19 protein-coding genes are annotated in these 16658 nt (G+C 61.9%); 9 read left to right on the top strand and 10 right to left on the bottom strand.

What is annotated here, in order from left to right; translation table 11 throughout:
• Nucleotides 1-39: 39 nt before the first annotated feature.
• The 3 genes from CXP40_RS02360 to nudC are packed head-to-tail and all read left to right on the top strand — an operon-like array spanning nt 40 to nt 3393.
• Nucleotides 40-852 (top strand): crotonase/enoyl-CoA hydratase family protein, encoded by an 813-nt coding sequence (locus CXP40_RS02360; RefSeq protein ID WP_106732416.1) that lies wholly within the window; start codon nt 40-42, stop codon nt 850-852.
• Nucleotides 853-889: 37 nt separating this feature from the next.
• Nucleotides 890-2569 carry a ferrous iron transporter B gene (locus tag CXP40_RS02355; RefSeq protein WP_106732415.1) on the top strand — a complete coding sequence of 560 codons (1680 nt, stop codon included), beginning with the start codon at nt 890-892 and terminating at the stop codon, nt 2567-2569.
• Nucleotides 2569-3393 (top strand): NAD(+) diphosphatase, encoded by an 825-nt coding sequence (gene nudC, locus CXP40_RS02350; protein WP_106732414.1) that lies wholly within the window; start codon nt 2569-2571, stop codon nt 3391-3393. Before CXP40_RS02355 ends, nudC begins: the two co-directional genes overlap by 1 nt.
• 91 nt (nt 3394-3484) lie before the next feature.
• On the opposite strand, the gene CXP40_RS02345 is transcribed toward nudC, so the two are convergent.
• Nucleotides 3485-4264 (bottom strand): TSUP family transporter, encoded by a 780-nt coding sequence (locus CXP40_RS02345; RefSeq protein ID WP_106732413.1) that lies wholly within the window; start codon nt 4262-4264, stop codon nt 3485-3487.
• A gap of 103 nt (nt 4265-4367) precedes the next feature.
• On the opposite strand from CXP40_RS02345, the gene CXP40_RS02340 reads away from it, so the two are divergent.
• A complete protein-coding gene (locus tag CXP40_RS02340; protein ID WP_106732412.1) occupies nt 4368-5015 on the top strand; it encodes a hypothetical protein in 648 nt (215 codons plus the stop codon).
• Nucleotides 5016-5144: 129 nt separating this feature from the next.
• Here CXP40_RS02340 and CXP40_RS02335 read toward each other — a convergent pair whose 3' ends face one another.
• From CXP40_RS02335 to CXP40_RS02320, 4 genes are all read right to left on the bottom strand, one after another.
• Nucleotides 5145-5912, bottom strand: coding sequence for an SDR family oxidoreductase (locus CXP40_RS02335; protein WP_099524409.1), 768 nt, complete (start codon nt 5910-5912; stop codon nt 5145-5147).
• Nucleotides 5913-5928: 16 nt separating this feature from the next.
• On the bottom strand, nt 5929-6996 hold the full coding sequence (locus tag CXP40_RS02330) for a phosphotransferase family protein (RefSeq protein ID WP_106732411.1): 1068 nt from the start codon (nt 6994-6996) through the stop codon (nt 5929-5931).
• Nucleotides 6997-7216: 220 nt separating this feature from the next.
• A complete protein-coding gene (locus tag CXP40_RS02325) occupies nt 7217-7528 on the bottom strand; it encodes an SCP2 sterol-binding domain-containing protein (protein WP_003459932.1) in 312 nt (103 codons plus the stop codon).
• A gap of 56 nt (nt 7529-7584) precedes the next feature.
• Nucleotides 7585-8283, bottom strand: a complete 699-nt coding sequence (locus CXP40_RS02320; protein WP_059392442.1) for a histidine phosphatase family protein — start codon at nt 8281-8283, stop codon at nt 7585-7587.
• A gap of 199 nt (nt 8284-8482) precedes the next feature.
• Between CXP40_RS02320 and sohB the strand changes: the two genes are divergently transcribed.
• Both sohB and CXP40_RS02310 read left to right on the top strand, forming a co-directional pair.
• Nucleotides 8483-9502 (top strand): protease SohB, encoded by a 1020-nt coding sequence (sohB, locus tag CXP40_RS02315; RefSeq protein WP_106732410.1) that lies wholly within the window; start codon nt 8483-8485, stop codon nt 9500-9502.
• Nucleotides 9503-9574: 72 nt separating this feature from the next.
• Entirely contained in the window at nt 9575-10564 is a 990-nt protein-coding gene (locus CXP40_RS02310) for a YhdH/YhfP family quinone oxidoreductase (RefSeq protein ID WP_106732409.1), read from the top strand.
• Between the two features lie 39 nt (nt 10565-10603).
• Here CXP40_RS02310 and CXP40_RS02305 read toward each other — a convergent pair whose 3' ends face one another.
• Nucleotides 10604-11041 carry a hotdog fold domain-containing protein gene (locus CXP40_RS02305; RefSeq protein WP_106732408.1) on the bottom strand — a complete coding sequence of 146 codons (438 nt, stop codon included), beginning with the start codon at nt 11039-11041 and terminating at the stop codon, nt 10604-10606.
• 103 nt (nt 11042-11144) lie between these two features.
• Between CXP40_RS02305 and CXP40_RS02300 the strand changes: the two genes are divergently transcribed.
• A complete protein-coding gene (locus tag CXP40_RS02300; protein ID WP_106732407.1) occupies nt 11145-11729 on the top strand; it encodes a TetR/AcrR family transcriptional regulator in 585 nt (194 codons plus the stop codon).
• Here CXP40_RS02300 and CXP40_RS02295 read toward each other — a convergent pair.
• Nucleotides 11726-12493: a class III extradiol ring-cleavage dioxygenase gene (locus CXP40_RS02295; RefSeq protein WP_106732492.1), complete on the bottom strand. Its 768-nt coding sequence runs from the start codon at nt 12491-12493 to the stop codon at nt 11726-11728. The two genes, CXP40_RS02300 and CXP40_RS02295, sit on opposite strands and share 4 nt — an antisense overlap.
• 105 nt (nt 12494-12598) lie before the next feature.
• On the opposite strand from CXP40_RS02295, the gene CXP40_RS02290 reads away from it, so the two are divergent.
• The gene (locus CXP40_RS02290; RefSeq protein ID WP_106732406.1) at nt 12599-13255 is read left to right on the top strand and encodes a thiopurine S-methyltransferase; all 657 of its coding nucleotides are present in this window, start codon (nt 12599-12601) and stop codon (nt 13253-13255) included.
• A 56-nt stretch (nt 13256-13311) separates the two neighbouring features.
• Here CXP40_RS02290 and htpX read toward each other — a convergent pair whose 3' ends face one another.
• The 3 genes from htpX to CXP40_RS02275 all read right to left on the bottom strand — a co-directional run bounded on the left by htpX (nt 13312) and on the right by CXP40_RS02275 (nt 15943).
• Nucleotides 13312-14184, bottom strand: a complete 873-nt coding sequence (gene htpX, locus CXP40_RS02285; RefSeq protein ID WP_099524396.1) for a protease HtpX — start codon at nt 14182-14184, stop codon at nt 13312-13314.
• 94 nt (nt 14185-14278) lie between these two features.
• A complete protein-coding gene (locus CXP40_RS02280; RefSeq protein ID WP_099524394.1) occupies nt 14279-14725 on the bottom strand; it encodes a hypothetical protein in 447 nt (148 codons plus the stop codon).
• 6 nt (nt 14726-14731) lie between these two features.
• Nucleotides 14732-15943: a pyridoxal phosphate-dependent aminotransferase gene (locus CXP40_RS02275; protein WP_106732405.1), complete on the bottom strand. Its 1212-nt coding sequence runs from the start codon at nt 15941-15943 to the stop codon at nt 14732-14734.
• A 278-nt stretch (nt 15944-16221) separates the two neighbouring features.
• On the opposite strand from CXP40_RS02275, the gene msrB reads away from it, so the two are divergent.
• Nucleotides 16222-16617 (top strand): peptide-methionine (R)-S-oxide reductase MsrB, encoded by a 396-nt coding sequence (gene msrB, locus CXP40_RS02270; protein WP_106732404.1) that lies wholly within the window; start codon nt 16222-16224, stop codon nt 16615-16617.
• Nucleotides 16618-16658: the final 41 nt, after the last annotated feature.

Raw genomic sequence — 16658 nt, 5'->3', positions numbered from 1 at the left:
TACTGCTGTGCTGCAGAGCCGCGGCTGAGGATGCCTGCCATGTCCGACTACAAAGCCTTCCGCGTCGAGCTGGCGGACAAGATCGCCCATGTGCAGATCAACCGTCCGGACAAGATCAACGCAATGAATGCCGACTTCTGGCGCGAGATCATCGAGATCTTCCAGTGGGTCGATGACAACGACGCGGTCCGTGTCGTGGTGCTCTCCGGTGCTGGCAAACACTTTTCTTCAGGCATCGACCTGATGCTGCTGGCTTCGGTCGGTGCCCAGCTGGGCAAAGACGTTGGTCGCAATGCCACGGCACTACGCCGCAAGATTCTCGAGCTGCAAGCCTCCTTCAACGCCGTCGACAATTGCCGCAAGCCAGTGCTGGCTGCCATTCAGGGCTATTGCATCGGCGGCGCCATCGACCTGATCAGCGCTTGCGACATGCGTTATTCCACGCTCGATGCACAGTTCTCGATCAAGGAAATCGACATGGGCATGGCTGCCGATGTCGGCACCCTGCAGCGTCTACCGCGCATCATCGGCGACGGCATGATGCGCGAGCTGGCCTTCACCGGACGCAACATCGACGGCACTGAAGCTGCCCGTATCGGCCTGGTCAATCGCACCTACGAAAATCAGGAGGCGCTGCTGGCCGGGGTGATGGAGATCGCCGCGCAAATTGCCGCCAAGTCGCCGATTGCCGTGCGTGGCACCAAGGAAATGATTCGCTATATGCGCGATCACCGGGTCGACGATGGCCTTGAATACATCGCCACCTGGAACGCCGCCATGCTGCAATCGGAAGACCTGCGCCTGGCCATGGCGGCGCACATGACCAAGCAGAAGCCGGAGTTCGCCGACTGATGCCGTATTCGCTGATGTTCGCTGCGAGGCCTAGAGCATGGTAAGTGGAGCCACATCCCTGAATCTGGTGCGCGACGAGCTGTTCGTCACCATGGAAGAGGCCGAGCAGAGTCTGGAGCATTTCATCGCCGAGCGGCACAACGGCAGTCTGTTGCAGCAAGCGGTGGAAAGCCTGCACCAGGTTCGCGGTACGCTCAACCTGATCGAACTGGCCGGCGCCGAGCTGCTGGCCCAGGAAGTGCTGGATCAGGCCACTGACATTCCCGCTGGCGCTGGTGAGGAACGCGACGCGCAGCTCTCGGCGCTGAGCAATGCTCTGCATGTACTGCGCCGTTATCTGGAAAACGTCGACGCTCATCGCCAGGAAATGCCTGAACTGTTGCTGCCGGCGATCAACGATTTGCGTCAGGCCGGTGCGCAGCAGCCGCTGCCGGAAAGTTTCTTCTTCAGCGTTCGCCTCGATCATGCCCGTCCGCACACGGCTACCCAGCCACTCGATGGCGCGGCCAAGCTGAGCGAGGGCAAGCGCCTGCGGCACATGTATCAGGTCGGATTGCTCGGTTTTATCCGTGAGCAGAATCCGCAGGCCAGCCTCAAGCTGATGGTGCGTGCCATGGCGCGTTTGGACAGCCTGTTCGCCAACGAGCCGCGTGGGCGCATGTGCTGGATTGGTGCCGCCGCCATCGAGGCCCAGTGCGACGGTCAACTGCTGCCACGCAAATCGCGCAAACAGCTGTTCTCGCGGGTTGATCGCGAGCTCAAACTGATGCTCGGCAATCCACAGTACGAAGCGCCGCGCAGCTTGCTGAAAGAGTTGCTGTACCTGGTCGCGCTCGCCGACAGCCATGGCCCACACGCCAGCGCCATGCGCGAAGTGTTCGGCCTCACGCCGTTGCCGTTCACCGACCATTTGCTGGAAGAGGAATACCAGCGCCTGGCCGGGCCGGGGCAGGCGGTGATGCGTTCGTTGTCCACCGCGATTCGCGAAGAATTGGCCAGCGTCAAGGACATGCTCGACCTGCTCGAGCGTGGCACCTTGCAAGGTGAAACCCTGGGCACCCTGCATGCGTTGCTGGGCAAATTGGCCAAGACCCTGGGCATGGTCGGTTTGAATTCTGCCGGCAACTCGCTCGGCGCTCAGCTGCCGCAGGTTGCCGCCTGGAGTGAAGATACGCCGCCGCAGGCGGAGCAACTGCACAAGCTGGCTGATGCCGTGCTCTATGTCGAAGGTATGGTGGCCAGCCTGGAGCGTGGCGAGGGTCGCGATCTCAGGCCGGCTGCTGTCGAGCCGGGTAATGAGGCCGACTCTTTCGCCACTCATCAACTCAACGAAGCCCGTATCGTGGTGGTCGACGAGGCCCAAGCCGGTTTGGCTCTGGCCAAGCGCGCGATCACCGCGTACCTGGAGTCGGCTGGCGACAAGATGCACCTGTCCAACGTGCCGTTCAGCTTGCAGGCCGTGCGTGGTGGCTTGTGGTTCCTCGACCAGCGTCGCGCCGCGATGCTGGTCGGTGCCTGCGCCGACTATATCCAGGCGCGCATGCTCGAGTCCGCGCAAATGCCGTCGGAACAGATGCTGGAAACCCTGGCTGATGCGCTGAGCAGCCTCGAGTATTACCTGGAAGCCGGCGCAGTGATGCGTCCAGAAACCCGTCCCAGCGTGCTCGATCTGGCTGAGGAAAGCGTCAAGGCGCTGGGTATGCCGGTGGCGGCCTGATGGTCTGGCGCAACACCTTTCTCGATCCTGCTCAGCCAGGCGGCTGGGCGCTGCTCTACAGCCAGCAGCATTTTCTCGCCGACAGCAATGGTGTGCTATTTCCGCGTGACTGGGTCAAGCGCCAGGACCTGCCGATTCTTGGCGAGCAGGGTATCGGTCATTTCGGTGACGACGCCGTTTACCTGCTGCAACTCAAACCCTCGGCGACGCTGGAGGGCTGCGCCTGGCAGAGCCTGCGTCAGTTCATGCTGCAGGGCGAAGCAGAAACCTTCCGCATGCTGGCCTACGCCGCGCAGATTGGCACCTGGTATGCCGAACACCGTTATTGCGGTAGCTGTGGTGCGCAGACTCGTCAGCTTCCTGGTGAGCGGGCGATGCGTTGCGACAGCTGCGAATCGCAGCACTATCCGCGTATCTCACCGAGCATGATCGTGCTGGTCAGCCGGGGCGACGAGGTCCTTCTGGCGCGCTCGCCGCGTTTCGTGTCAGGGGTCTACAGCACCCTGGCAGGCTTTGTCGAACCAGGCGAGTCGGTGGAGCATTGCGTGGCACGCGAGGTGCGCGAGGAAGTCGGTCTCGAGGTGAAGAATCTGCAGTACATCGGCAGCCAGGGCTGGCCGTTTCCGCATTCGCTGATGTTCGGCTTCCATGCCGAATATGCCGGTGGCGATATCGTCATGCAGGAAGACGAAATCGAGGATGCGCGCTGGTTTCGCGTTGATGACTTGCCGCCGTTGCCGGCGTCGCGCTCCATCGCTCGCCATCTGATCGACCTCTATGTCGCACGCCGCCTCGGTCTGCCCGAGCCGACGCTACCGACTTAGCACTCCTCATGTAGGAGCGGCTTCAGCCGCGAATTTCACCGACCATTTCGCGGCTGAAGCTGCTCCTGCACGATGCGATGTCCTGGCGGAGTTAACCGACCCAGTGCTGCCAGACCAGGCGGGCAGTAAGCGCTAGAACCACGGCGATGAATACCGGGCGGATGAATTTCGAACCGCCGCCAATCGCCGTGCGCGCGCCGAGAAAGGCGCCGGCCATCAGCGAAAAACCCATGCACAGCCCCAGCACCCAGGCCACCTGTCCGGCGATGATGAACACCGCCAGGGCGCAGGCGTTGCTGATGAAGTTCATCGAGCGTGCCACGCCGCTGGCGCGCACCAGATCGAGCGGGTACATGAGCAGCGTGCTGACCGTCCAGAACGCACCGGTTCCCGGGCCGGCTACGCCATCGTAGAAGCCCAGGCTGATGCTCTGGGGCCATTGCCGGCGGCTGGCGATGGGTAGGTCGGCGTCCAGCGGCGCCTCGGGCGTCTTGCCGAAGAGCAGGTACAGGCCGCAGGCGAATACCACCAGCGGCAGCATCTTGTTGATCCACTCGGCCGGCATCCAGTGCACTAACACTGCTCCGCCAATCGCACCCATGGCTGTGCCGGCCATTGCGTTCTTCCATTTGCCCGGGCTGAACAGCTTGCGCCGGTAGAAGGTGTAGCTGGCAGTTGCCGAGCCGAAGGTCGCGCACAGTTTGCTGGTGCCGAGCACCAGGTGCGGCGGCAGGCCGGTGGTGAGCAGGGCGGGGATGGTCAGCAGACCGCCGCCACCGGCAATGGCGTCGATAAAACCAGCGATGAAGGCGACCAAGGCGAGAATGGCCAGTGTGCTGGGGTCGATGGCGAGCTCGAGAGCGAAGGGCATATTTAAAGTGTCGACTTGTGGGCGAATGCGCAGCCTGCTGGCTGTTCGTCGTGGAGAGAGCTGCGCATAATGCCGGGATTTCGCCATAGAAGGAACGCAATCGATGCAATACGACGGGTTGGCCTGGGCCGTGGCGCTGTTGGCCATATTGGCGCTGCTGGTGGCACTGCGCATCCTGCTCAATACGGGCTGGTTCCTCGGTTGGTTGCGTGGCACCTGTGGTCTGGCATTTCTCGCGTTGGCCGGGCTGGTGGGCCTGGTGGCTTACGATCTGTATGCCTATGAGCCGTTGCAGCCGGGCAAGCCCTTGGTGACGCTGAGCTTCAAGGCCGACGGCCCGCAGCGCTATCAGGTGACGCTGCTCGAAGGTGGGCGCGAGCGCACGGTTACCTTGGAGGGCGACATGTGGCAGCTCGATGGCCGACTGATTCGCTGGAAAGGTCTGGCCGAGCTGATTGGCCTTGAGCCGGGCTATCGCCTGGAGCGCCTGTCGGGACGTTTTCTGGCCATCGAGCAGCAGGCGCTGGCGCAACACGGTCGCGTGCAGTTGGCCGAAAGCCCCTATGGCGTGGACCTGTGGCGCTGGCTGCGGCTGAGTCAGCGTGATCTGCTGCTGTTCGACCCGCAGGCGCTGCGAGTGACCTATCTACCGATTGCTGCCGATGCCGTCTATAGCGTCAGCCTTACGCCGACTGGTCTGCTGGCCGAACCGATGAACCCGGCAGCCGAAGCCGCGTTGAAGGATTGGTAAGCGGCAGCAGAGTGTGGCGGAAGTAGGGTGCGCCGTGCGCACCGATAGACCGAAACCATCTGCGATGCGCACGGCGCGCACTACAAAAAAGGCACCTGCAAGGTGCCTTTGTCGTTTATACCGTCGACCTCAGGAAAGGAAGCCGCCGTCCACGTTCAGCGCCACGCCGGTGGTGTAGCTGGAGGCGTCACTGGCCAGGTACAGCACAGTGCCGGCCATTTCGCTCGGGTCGGCCACGCGTTTGAGCGGGATACGTTGCAGGGCGTGCTTGAGGATGGCGTCGTTCTTGGTCAATGCCGAAGCGAACTTGGTGTCGGTCAGGCCGGGCAGCAGGGCGTTGCAGCGAATGCCGAACTGCGCGCATTCCTTGGCGAAGACCTTGGTCATGCTGATTACCGCAGCCTTGGTCACCGAGTAGATGCCCTGGAACTCGCCGGGGGAGACGCCATTGATCGAGGCGACGTTGATGATCGAGCCGCCGCCGTTTTCCTTCATCAGCTTGCCGCCTTCGATGGACATGAAGTAGTAGCCGCGAATGTTCACGTCCACGGTCTTCTGGAAGGCGGAGAGGTCGGTGTCCAGCACGTTGCAGAACTGCGGGTTGGTCGCGGCGTTGTTGACCAGGATGTCGAGACGGCCGAACTGTTCCTTGATCTGCGCGAAGACGTTGGTGATCTGTTCCATCTCGCCGATGTGACAGGCGATGGCAGTGGCTTTGCCGCCTTCTGCGGTAATGGCATCGGCCACGGCCTGGCAGCCGTCGATCTTGCGGCTGGAGACGATCACGTGGGCGCCTTGCTGGGCCAGCAGCTTGGCGATGGCCTCGCCGATGCCGCGGCTGGCGCCGGAGACGAAGGCGATCTTGCCGTCGAGGTCGAACAGTTGGGTCTTGGACATTGTGATTACCCCGGGGTTAGAGAGTGGATTTGCCGATGACCTGCAGGCACATCTGCTCCAGCAGCTTGTTCATCTGAATGAACTGGGCGAAGCGCTTGTCCTGGGTCTGGCCGTGATAGAAGCGGTAGTAGATCTGCTGCACGATGCCGGCCAGGCGGAACAGGCCGTAGGTGTAGTAGAAGTCGAAGCTCTTGATCTCGATGCCGGCTTTTTCGGCGTAGTAGTCGACGAACTGCTGGCGCGTGAGCATGCCCGGCGCGTTGCTCGGCTGGCGGCGCATCAGTTGCACTGGCGCCGGGTCGCCGGCCTCGATCCAGTAGGCCAGGGTGTTACCCAGGTCCATCAGCGGGTCACCGATGGTGGTCATCTCCCAGTCGAGCACACCGATGATCTGCATCGGGTTGTTCGGGTCGAGGATCACGTTGTCGAAGCGGTAGTCGTTGTGCACGATGCCCGGCTTGTGGTGATCGGCCGGCATCTTGTCATTCAACCAGGCCTTGACCGGCTCCCAGGTCGGTGCGTCCGGAGTCAGGGCTTTCTCGTAGCGCTCGCTCCAGCCCTTGATCTGACGGCCGACATAACCCTCGGGCTTGCCCAGATCACCCAGGCCGCAGGCGTTGTAATCGACGTTATGCAGCTCGACCAGCTTGTCGATGAAGCTCTTGCACAGCGTGCTGGTCTGCTCAGCGCTGAAGTTCAGCTCGGCCGGCATCTCCGAACGCAGGATGATGCCCTTGACCCGCTCCATTACATAGAACTCGGCGCCGATCACCGACTCGTCGGTGCAGTGCACGTAAGCCTTGGGGCAGTAAGGGAAGCCAGCGTTGAGCTGGTTGAGAATGCGGTACTCACGGCCCATGTCGTGGGCCGACTTGGCCTTGTGGCCGAACGGCGGGCGGCGTAGGACGAATTCCTGCTGCGGGTATTCGATCAGGTAGGTCAGGTTCGAAGCGCCGCCGGGGAACTGGCTGATCTTGGCTGTGCCGCTCAGGCCCGGAATATTGGCTTTCAGATAAGCGTCGATGACGTCGGCGTCGAGTTCTTCGCCAGTGCGGATGCGGGTGGATTGGTCGGTGAGCGCCATGCTTATCCCTTCTGCTTATGATGGGTGCCCTAGATAATTGGCTAATCTAATGCTGCACTCAGGCTGCCACAAGCAATACGCGCCGTTATAGGCGGGCGTGTTGCACCTCGATCAAACTGCCTGATCAGTCATTTCGATTTGTCGCCTTGACCGCAAATCACGGGCAAAAAAAACCGGAGTGCCAGGACTCCGGTTTTCGTGTTTGCGCTTAGCTCGCCGATCAGACCGGGAACAGTTCGCCCAGCTTCATGGCCAGCATCATGTCGCCTTCGGCGCGCAGCTTGCCGGCCATGAAGGCCTGCATGCCGTCGGTTTCGCCGCTGACGATGCCCTTGAGGGTTTCGCTGTCCATGATCAGGGTCACGTTGGCGTTCGGATTGTCGCCTTGCTCGAGGGCGCAGGTGCCGTCTTTTACGATCAGCGCGTAGTTCTCGCCATCTTCGATGTTGAATTGGAATACCAGATCCAGGCCTGCAGCGGCGCTGGCGTTGAACTTGGACTGCATGGTTTGGGCGATGTCAGCAACACTCATGGTCTTATCCTTTTTCGGTTTTTTCGCGCAGCCTCACGGCCGCAGTGGGCTGGAGCTCATCGGTAGGTGATGAGCTCCGGCGCCTTCAGCAGCTGTAAATGCACATGGCTGTTGAAGGAAGCCAGACTTACCTCGCTGCCGCGGAATTTCAGCTGGCTGAGCGAGGTATTGACGATTTGCCAATTCAGTTCGAAGGCCTTTGCCGCCGGGACGCCGGTAATCAGGCGGAGCAGGGCGGTGATGGTGCCGCCGGAGGTGAACACGGCGATATTCTGTTTGCTGGTGGCCTGTTCGAGGATGCGCTGCAGACCGCCTTCGACCTGTTCGACATAGGCCTGCCAGCTTTGCAGGCCTGGCTTGTCATGCTCCCCGGAAATCCAGCGGCCGATCAGCTTGGCGAACAGACGCTGGAACTCGGCGCGGTTCTGTGCACCGTTACGCAGGATATGCAGGGCTTCGGGTTCTTCCGGGAGCAGATCCGGCAGCAGCGTGCGAATCACCGCATCGGCATCGAATTCGTTGAAGGCTTCGTCGATATCCAGCGCCGGTGCCCTGCTCATGTGCTCCAGGGCGGCGTTGGCAGTGTGTTGCTGGCGGCGTAGGCTGCCACTGATGCAACGATCAAGACTGATGCCGAGTTGTTCCAAGTGCTTGCCCAGCACTTCGGCCTGGCGCACGCCGACGGGAGACAGGACATCGTAGTCGTCTGCACCGAATGAGGCCTGGCCATGTCGAATCAGATAGATGCTGCCCACGTCCGTATTGGTCCCGGCACGTTGAATGTTTGGCGAGGGTATGAGGAAGCTCGGGGGCTGTCAACGAAAAAACATACGCTTGTTTGAATTGCTTGTATGTCCATTGTGCAGTGCTGCCGCGCTTGGCCGGCGAGTCGCTGCGCCGGTATGCTTGGGCCTTTGTGCGCTCAGGCGCCGCTGCATTGTCCGAGGGGGATCCGTGGAGTTTCTTAGCGAGTACGCCAGCTTTCTGGCTAAAACCCTGACCCTGGTGGTCGCCATCGTCGTGGTGCTGGTGGCGATCGCCGCCACGCGCGGCAAAGGGCGGCGCGGCAGTGGTCAGTTGCAGGTGCAGAAGCTCAATGATTTCTACAAGGATCTGCGCGAGCGCCTGGAGCACAGCGTGCTGTCCAAGGATCAGCTCAAGGCCACGCGCAAGGCGCAGGCCAAGGCGGCCAAACAGGAAAAGAAAGCGCCGCCCAGCAAACCGCGGGTGTTCGTGCTGGATTTCGATGGCGATATCAAGGCGTCAGCCACCGACAACCTGCGCCACGAAGTGACGGCGCTGTTGTCCATGGCCAAGGCCGAGGACGAAGTGGTGCTGCGCCTGGAAAGTGGTGGCGGCATGGTGCATAGCTACGGCCTGGCTTCGTCGCAACTGGTGCGTATCCGCGATGCGGGTATCCCGCTGACCGTGTGCGTGGACAAGGTAGCGGCCAGCGGCGGTTACATGATGGCCTGCATCGGCCAGAAGATTCTCAGTGCACCTTTTGCCATCCTCGGCTCCATCGGTGTGGTGGCGCAGTTGCCTAACGTGCATCGTCTGCTGAAGAAGCACGAAATCGATTTCGAGGTGCTGACGGCCGGCGAATACAAGCGCACGCTGACCGTATTCGGTGAGAACACCGAAAAGGGCCGGGAGAAGTTCCAGGAAGACCTGGAAACCACTCACGAGCTGTTCAAAGGATTTGTCGGTCGTTATCGCCCGCAGCTGGATATCGACGCCATCGCCACCGGTGAAGTCTGGCTGGGTATGGCCGCGCAGGAGCGCCTGCTGGTGGATGAACTGAAGACCAGCGACCAGTACCTGGCCGAGCGCGCTGTGGAGGCTGAACTGTTCCATCTGCATTTCGCTCAGAAGAAGAGTCTGCAGGAGCGTGTCGGGCTGGCGGCCAGCATGGCGGCAGATCGCTTCGTCCTGACCTGGTTGAGCCGGCTCAATCAGCAACGCTTCTGGTAACGCTTCGTTCATGATGGGCTGCACGGCCGACTCGCGTCGCGCAGCCGCGAACCACGACAAGAGGAGAGGGTGATGACCGAGTTCAAGGCCTTGCTGGTCAGCGAAGGTGCCGATGGCGGTTTCCAGCGTGACATAGTCCAGCGCAACGTCGAGCAGTTGCCGCAGGGCGAGTTGTTGATCCGCGTGCGCTACTCCTCGCTCAACTACAAGGACGCGCTGTCCGCCAGCGGCAATCGTGGTGTGACCAAGGCCTATCCGCACACGCCCGGTATCGACGCGGCGGGTGTGGTCGAGGCCTCCAGCGTTGCCGAATTCGCCGTGGGCGACGAGGTGATCGTCACCGGCTACGACCTGGGCATGAACACGGCCGGCGGCTTCGGTCAGTACATTCGTGTACCGGCCGCGTGGGCGATCAAACGCCCGCAGGGCCTGCTGCTGCGCGAGGCGATGGTGCTCGGCACCGCCGGCCTGACCGCCGCGCTGTGCGTGGACAAGCTGGAGCAAGCTGGCGTCACTCCGGAGTCCGGTACGGTGCTGGTCACTGGTGCTACCGGTGGTGTTGGCAGTATTGCGGTCGTGTTGCTCAAGCAGCTTGGTTATCGCGTAGCCGCGGCTACCGGTAAGGCCGAGCAGGCGGATTTTCTGCGTGGTCTGGGCGCCGACGAGATCGTCAGTCGCGAGGAGCTGCAGCAAGGCAGCGAGCGACCGATGCTCAAGGAGCGCTGGGCGGGCGCGGTCGATACCGTGGGTGGCGACATTCTGTTCAATGTGGTCAAGTCGCTGCGCCACAGCGGCAGCGTGGCCTGCTGCGGACTGACCGCTGGCGTCGGCTTCCAGGCCAGCGTCCTGCCGTTCATCTTGCGCGGGGTCAACCTGCTGGGGGTGGATTCGGTGGAGCTGCCACTGGTGGTCAAGGCATCGATGTGGGACAAGCTCTCGCTGCAGTGGAAGCTCGATCTCTCGCCGCTGTGCCAGGAAATTGGCCTGGCGGAGTTGCCGGCGTCCATCGAGCGGATCCTGACTGGCGGCATGGTCGGCCGTATTCTGGTGCGACTCGACTGAATGTCTGAGCGAGGCCCGTCGATGACGGGCCTCTGCATTTCAGGCCTGGCTGACGTACATGGTGATCTCGGCGCGAAACACCGGCTTTTCACCGACGTAGGCCATTACTGGCACCTTGACGTCTCCGGTCTGCCCCCAGTCCACCTCGCTGCCATCGGCTACCGTGCGGATGTCGCCATCGGCCTTTGCCAGGTATTCCACTGTCATGCCCTTGGGAATCCAGCGGCAACCGGCGGGAATGGAGGCGTCGGTCATGCTGCCGGCGGCAAGCTCGGCAGCATTGCACAGCGCGATCGCGTGCACCGTACCTATATGATTCAGCACTTCGCGGCGTTTGGCGAAGCGGACCTCGGCATAGCCTGGACGCAGCTCGACCATTTGCGGGGCGATGCTGGCGAAGTAGGGGGCGACCTGACCGATCATCGTGCTGAACTGGGCAGCACCGGCTTGCTGGAACATCTGCAACATCTGACTCATGGCTTTCTCCTGCGTGTTTGCGATTGAAGATGAGCGCGCGCCGGAGCAGTATACGAAGATTAGAAAGTTATTCTAGAAAAATATTCTAGTCATAAGGAGCGGCATGGCTCGTCCATCACGCAAAGATGAGATTCTGCAGGCTGCACTGGCGTGCTTTACCGAGCACGGCGTCGATGTCACCACCATCGAGATGATTCGGGACCGCTCTGGCGCGAGCATCGGCAGTCTGTATCACCACTTCGGTAACAAGGAGCGGATCATCGCCGCGCTCTATATGGCCGGTACCGCGCAGTACGCCGACCTGCTGCAGCGCGGATTTGCCAGCACGACCAGCGCCGAGGCCTGCGTCAAGTTGCTGGTGACCAGCTACATCGACTGGGTGGTGGCCAATCCGGATTGGGCGCGCTTCATCCTGCACAGCCGCAGTCGGGTCGAAGCGGGGGAGATGGGCGAAGCCCTGCGCGAAGCCAATCGTCAGCATTTCGCGCAGATTCTCACGGCGCTCGCCGAGTACCGCCTGCAGGGGCTGTTCAAGGCGCTGCCGGATGACTGTTTTGCCTCGGTGGTGATAGGCCCGACGCATGACCTGGCGCGCAACTGGCTGGCCGGCCGCACCCAGAGCGAGCTGGGTGAATGCCGTGAGCTGCTGGCGCAGATCGCCTGGGACAGCGTGAGAAGCAGCGGCTAGTCGAAGCGATAGATATCCATACCCAATGCGCCGTAGGTGAAGCCTGCGTGAATCACGGAAAAGGCTTCGCCTGCGCCACGAGCGAAGAACAGCGGCAGCAGATGTTCTTCGCTGGGATGGTTACGTACGGCGTTGGGTGCCTGTCGGCGGTAGCGGTGCAAGGCCTCTTCGTCGTTCGCTTCGAGCTTTTCCACCACCCAGTCGCGAAACTCCTTGGCCCAGGGCGTGATGACGTCGGGGCCGGCGTGCCAATCGAGCTCGCCGAGGTTGTGGGTGATGCTGCCGGAGCCGATAAGTAATATGCCTTGTTCACGCAGGCTGCTCAGTGCACGACCCACACGCGTCTGCTGCTCGGGGCCAAGGCGGCTGGGTAGCGAAAGCTGCACCACGGGGATATCGGCTTGCGGATACATCAGCGACAACGGAACCCAGGCGCCATGATCGAATGGGCGCCGGGCATCGAGCGCTGCCGGCAGGCCCGCGTGATTCAATTGCTCTGCGATCTCCTTGGCCAGTTCTGGTGCACCGGGAGCAGGATACCGCACGGCGTACAAGGGAGCCGGAAAGCCGCCGAAATCGTGCCAGGTCTGCGGATGCTCGTCCGCCGTCAGCAGCAGTTGCTCGCTTTCCCAGTGCGCCGACACCACCACGATCGCCTTGGGCCTGGGCAGCTCGGCGGCCAGCCTGGCCAGTGCGGGGCCGCTGGCACCTGGGTCCAGGGCCAGCATGGGCGAACCGTGGGATATGAACAGTGAGGGCAGCATGACGATCAGCTCCTGAAGTAGGATGTCGCCATCTTCGTTGCTGGACCTATCGACTTCCAGCATAAATAGTTGAGCATTCCTATCGAATTTGTGGAGGTTTCACTCATGCACGAGGCGTTCTGGCAGGAGCGTTGGGCGCGCAGCCAAATCGGCTTTCATCAGGAGAAGGTCAACGGTTATCTGCGTCGACACTGGGCTCGGCTCGGGCTCACCGAACAGGCGGCGGTGCTGGTGCCGCTGTGTGGCAAGAGCCTGGACCTGGCCTGGCTGGCGGAACAGGGTCACACCGTGATTGGTGTCGAACTGGCCGAGCGCGCCGTGGAGGATTTTTTCGCCGAACGTGATGTGCAGCCGCAGGTCACTCGGCACGGCGCGTTCAAGGTCTACCAGGCCGGCAAGCTACGTATTCTCTGCGGCGACTTTTTCGCCCTGAGCCGTGACGACGTTGCCGAGTGCCAGGCGTTCTATGACCGCGCGGCGCTGATCGCGTTGCCGCCAGAGATGCGTGAGCGCTACGCCGCTCACCTGCAGGCGATTCTGCCGCCAGCCTGTCAGGGCCTGCTGGTGACCCTGGTATACGACCAGCAACGCATGGATGGCCCACCGTTCTCGGTCGAGGACGCCGAGGTCGAGCAGTGCTTCACGCCAGGTTGGGTGCCGCATGAGCTGGAGCGCAAGGATGTGCTGAGCGGTAACCCGCGGTTTGTCGAGAATCAGCTCGAGGCGGTGGAGGAAGCGGTGTTTCACCTGGCGCGCCGTTAAAGCAGCGAGCAATGAAAAAGGCGACCCTGAGGTCGCCTTGTGTTTTTCGGCTTCGATCAGCCGCGGCGGCGCAGCGCCTCGATGCGATCTTCCAGCGGCGGATGGCTCATCAGCAGACCGGCCAGGCCGTTCTTCAGGCCGCCGTTGATGCCGAAGGCAGTCAGGCTGTCGGGCATCTGCACCGGCACGCCCTGTTCGGCGCGCAGACGCTGCAGCGCCGCGATCATGGCGCCGGTGCCGGCCAGGCGGGCACCGGCTTCGTCAGCCTTGTACTCACGTTTACGCGAGAACCACATGACGATGATGCTGGCCAGGATACCCAGCACCAGCTCGGCGAAGATGGTCGCGACGAAGTAGCCGATACCGTGGCCGTCTTCGTTCTTCAGGATCGCCTTGTCGACGAAGTTACCGAAGATGCGTGCGAAGAACATCACGAAGGTGTTCACCACGCCCTGGATCAGTGCCAGGGTGACCATGTCACCGTTGGCCACGTGGCCGATCTCGTGGGCCAGCACCGCGCGCACTTCATCAGGTGAGAAGCGCTCGAGCAGACCCTGGCTGACGGCGACCAGCGCGTCGTTCTTGTTCCAGCCGGTGGCGAAGGCGTTGGACTCGTAGGCCGGGAAGATACCGACTTCCGGCATCTTGATGCCGGCTTCACGGGACAGCTCCTCGACGGTCTGCAGCAGCCACTGTTCGTGACGGGTGCGCGGCTGGGTGATGATCTGCGTGCCGGTGCTCATCTTCGCCATCCACTTGGACAGGAACAGCGAGACCAGCGAGCCGGCGAAACCGAACACGGCGCAGAAGATCAGCAGGCTGCCATGGTTCTGGCCGGTGAACCGATCGACCCCCAGCAGTTTGAGGGTGATGCTGGCGATAACCAGAACCGCCAGGTTGGTGGCCAGGAACAACATAATGCGCATCATGGTGTGAACGGACTCCTCACGGGGAAAGACGTACGAGTAATGCCGGCTATATAAGGGCGCCCCCCTGGGGCTTTCAACCAGCGACTATTTCAAACTATGTCTCTTGGCCGTGTAACGTGCTCTCGAACAGCAGGCGAGTGAGGCGGGCAGTGCGCTCACCGTGCTGCTGGGCCAGGGCCTCGCGTAGCTGAAAGGCCAGTGTGGCATGGACGCGGCGCACGCTCGGCGGCAGCACTTCACCTTCGCGCAGGGCATGGGGAATCGCGCGCGACAGGCGCAGAAAACCCTTCTCAGTCAACACGGCCTGATCCAGTGCGTCATAGGCGATGGTCGACTCGAAACGCAGATAGCCTTCTTCGGCCAGCCACAACAGTGCACCCAGGCAGGCCTGGTGACGCTTGCTCGGCAGGCCGAATTCGTCCGGCTCCTCGCGCCCGATCAGGTCTTCCACGTACAGCGCCATCTTGCGCGGGAAGGCCTGATAGAGCATGAGCAGGCCGCTGGCGGCGTCCTTGTAGAAGTCGTCGATCTGCAGGTCCATGTCGGCTTACTGGCTGTATCCCTTGAGGAAGTTGCCGATACGGCCGATGGCCTGCTCCAGGTCGTCGACGCGGGGCAGGGTGACCACGCGGAAGTGATCCGGCCACGGCCAGTTGAAAGCGGTGCCCTGAACGATCAGCAGCTTCTCGGAAAGCAGCAGGTCGAGGACGAACTTCTCGTCATTGTGGATCGGGCAGACCTTGGGGTCGATCTTCGGGAAGGCGTATAGCGCACCCATGGGCTTGACGCAGCTGACCCCGGGAATGTCGTTGAGCAGCTCCCAGGCGCGGTTGCGCTGCTCCAGCAGGCGGCCGTTTGGCAGTACCAGGTCGTTGATGCTCTGGTAGCCACCGAGTGCGGTCTGGATCGCATGCTGGCTTGGCACGTTGGCGCACAGGCGCATGTTGGCCAGGATATCCAGGCCTTCGATGTAGCTCTGCGCCCTGTGTTTGGGCCCGGAGATGGCCACCCAGCCAGAGCGGAAACCGGCCACGCGGTAGCTCTTGGACAGGCCGTTGAAGGTCAGGCAGAGGACGTCTGGTGCCAGCGAAGCGGTGCTGATGTGCACGGCGTCGTCGTAGAGGATCTTGTCGTAGATCTCGTCGGAGAAGATCACCAGGTTGTGCTGACGGGCCAGTTCGACGATGTCCTGCAGCACTTCCTTCGAGTACACCGCGCCGGTGGGGTTGTTCGGGTTGATCAGCACCAGGGCCTTGGTGTTCGGTGTGATCTTGGCGCGCATGTCGGCGATATCGGGGAACCAGCCGGCCTGCTCGTCGCACAGGTAGTGCACCGGCTTGCCGCCGGACAGAGCCACGGCAGCAGTCCACAGCGGATAGTCAGGTGCCGGAATCAGCACCTCGTCACCGTTGTTGAGCAGCGCCTGCATGGCCATGACGATCAGCTCGGATACGCCGTTGCCGAGGTAGATGTCCTCGATGGTGACGCCTTCGACCTGCTTTTGCTGGTAGTACTGCATCACCGCCTTGCGCGCGCTGAACAGTCCCTTGGAGTCGCTGTAGCCCTGCGCCGTAGGCAGGTTGCGGATTACGTCCTGGAGAATTTCTTCCGGAGCCTCGAAACCGAACGGCGCCGGGTTGCCGATGTTCAGCTTGAGGATGCGATGACCTTCCTCTTCCAGACGCTTGGCGTGCTTGAGCACCGGCCCGCGAATGTCGTAGCAGACGTTGGCGAGCTTGTTCGATTTGCTGACCTGCATGTAAGGAATCCCGAGCTAAGGAGAGCCCACGCAAATACGCTGCAAAATTCTCTCGACGGGGAATCTTGGCAGCCTGTAACGCGGGTGACAGACTGGGGTCGAATCATACGTGGCGCCCTGAGCGCGGCAAAGGTATCCGCCCGGCTTTTTTCTGGCCTGCCAAAGGGTGCACAGTGACCGAGCAGTCGCACACCGCTCGCTTTGGCAGCGGTTGCCACCAGGCGCTGGCGCAGCCTGCAACGCCGCGTATCGCCCATTACCGAGGAGGAACTCCGTTCGTGGATAAAGTCGAAAAACCCCTGGATAGCTGGCGCGAAGAGCTGACTGACGAGCAGTTTCATGTCTGCCGACTGGGTGGCACTGAGCGGCCGTTCACCGGCGCTTATCACGACAGCAAAACCCCTGGCATCTACCACTGTGCCTGCTGTGGCGAGGCGCTGTTCGATTCGGACGCCAAATACGACTCGGGCAGCGGTTGGCCGAGCTATTTTCAGCCGATCAATGACGAGGTGATCGCCAGTCTCGACGATTACAGCCATGGCATGCATCGCATCGAAGTCAAATGCGCCAAATGCGACGCGCACCTGGGGCATGTGTTCCCCGATGGCCCACGCCCGACCGGGTTGCGCTACTGCATCAACTCACTGTCGTTGAAACTGGTGCCGAGCGAGTAAGGTATGCGCGCTGGGCACGTTGAGAGCCCAGCGCAGCGGAT

This window comes from Pseudomonas sp. YY-1 (assembly GCF_002843095.1).
GTDB lineage: Bacteria > Pseudomonadota > Gammaproteobacteria > Pseudomonadales > Pseudomonadaceae > Aquipseudomonas > Aquipseudomonas sediminis_A.
This window is presented reverse-complemented; position numbering and strand designations above follow the sequence as displayed.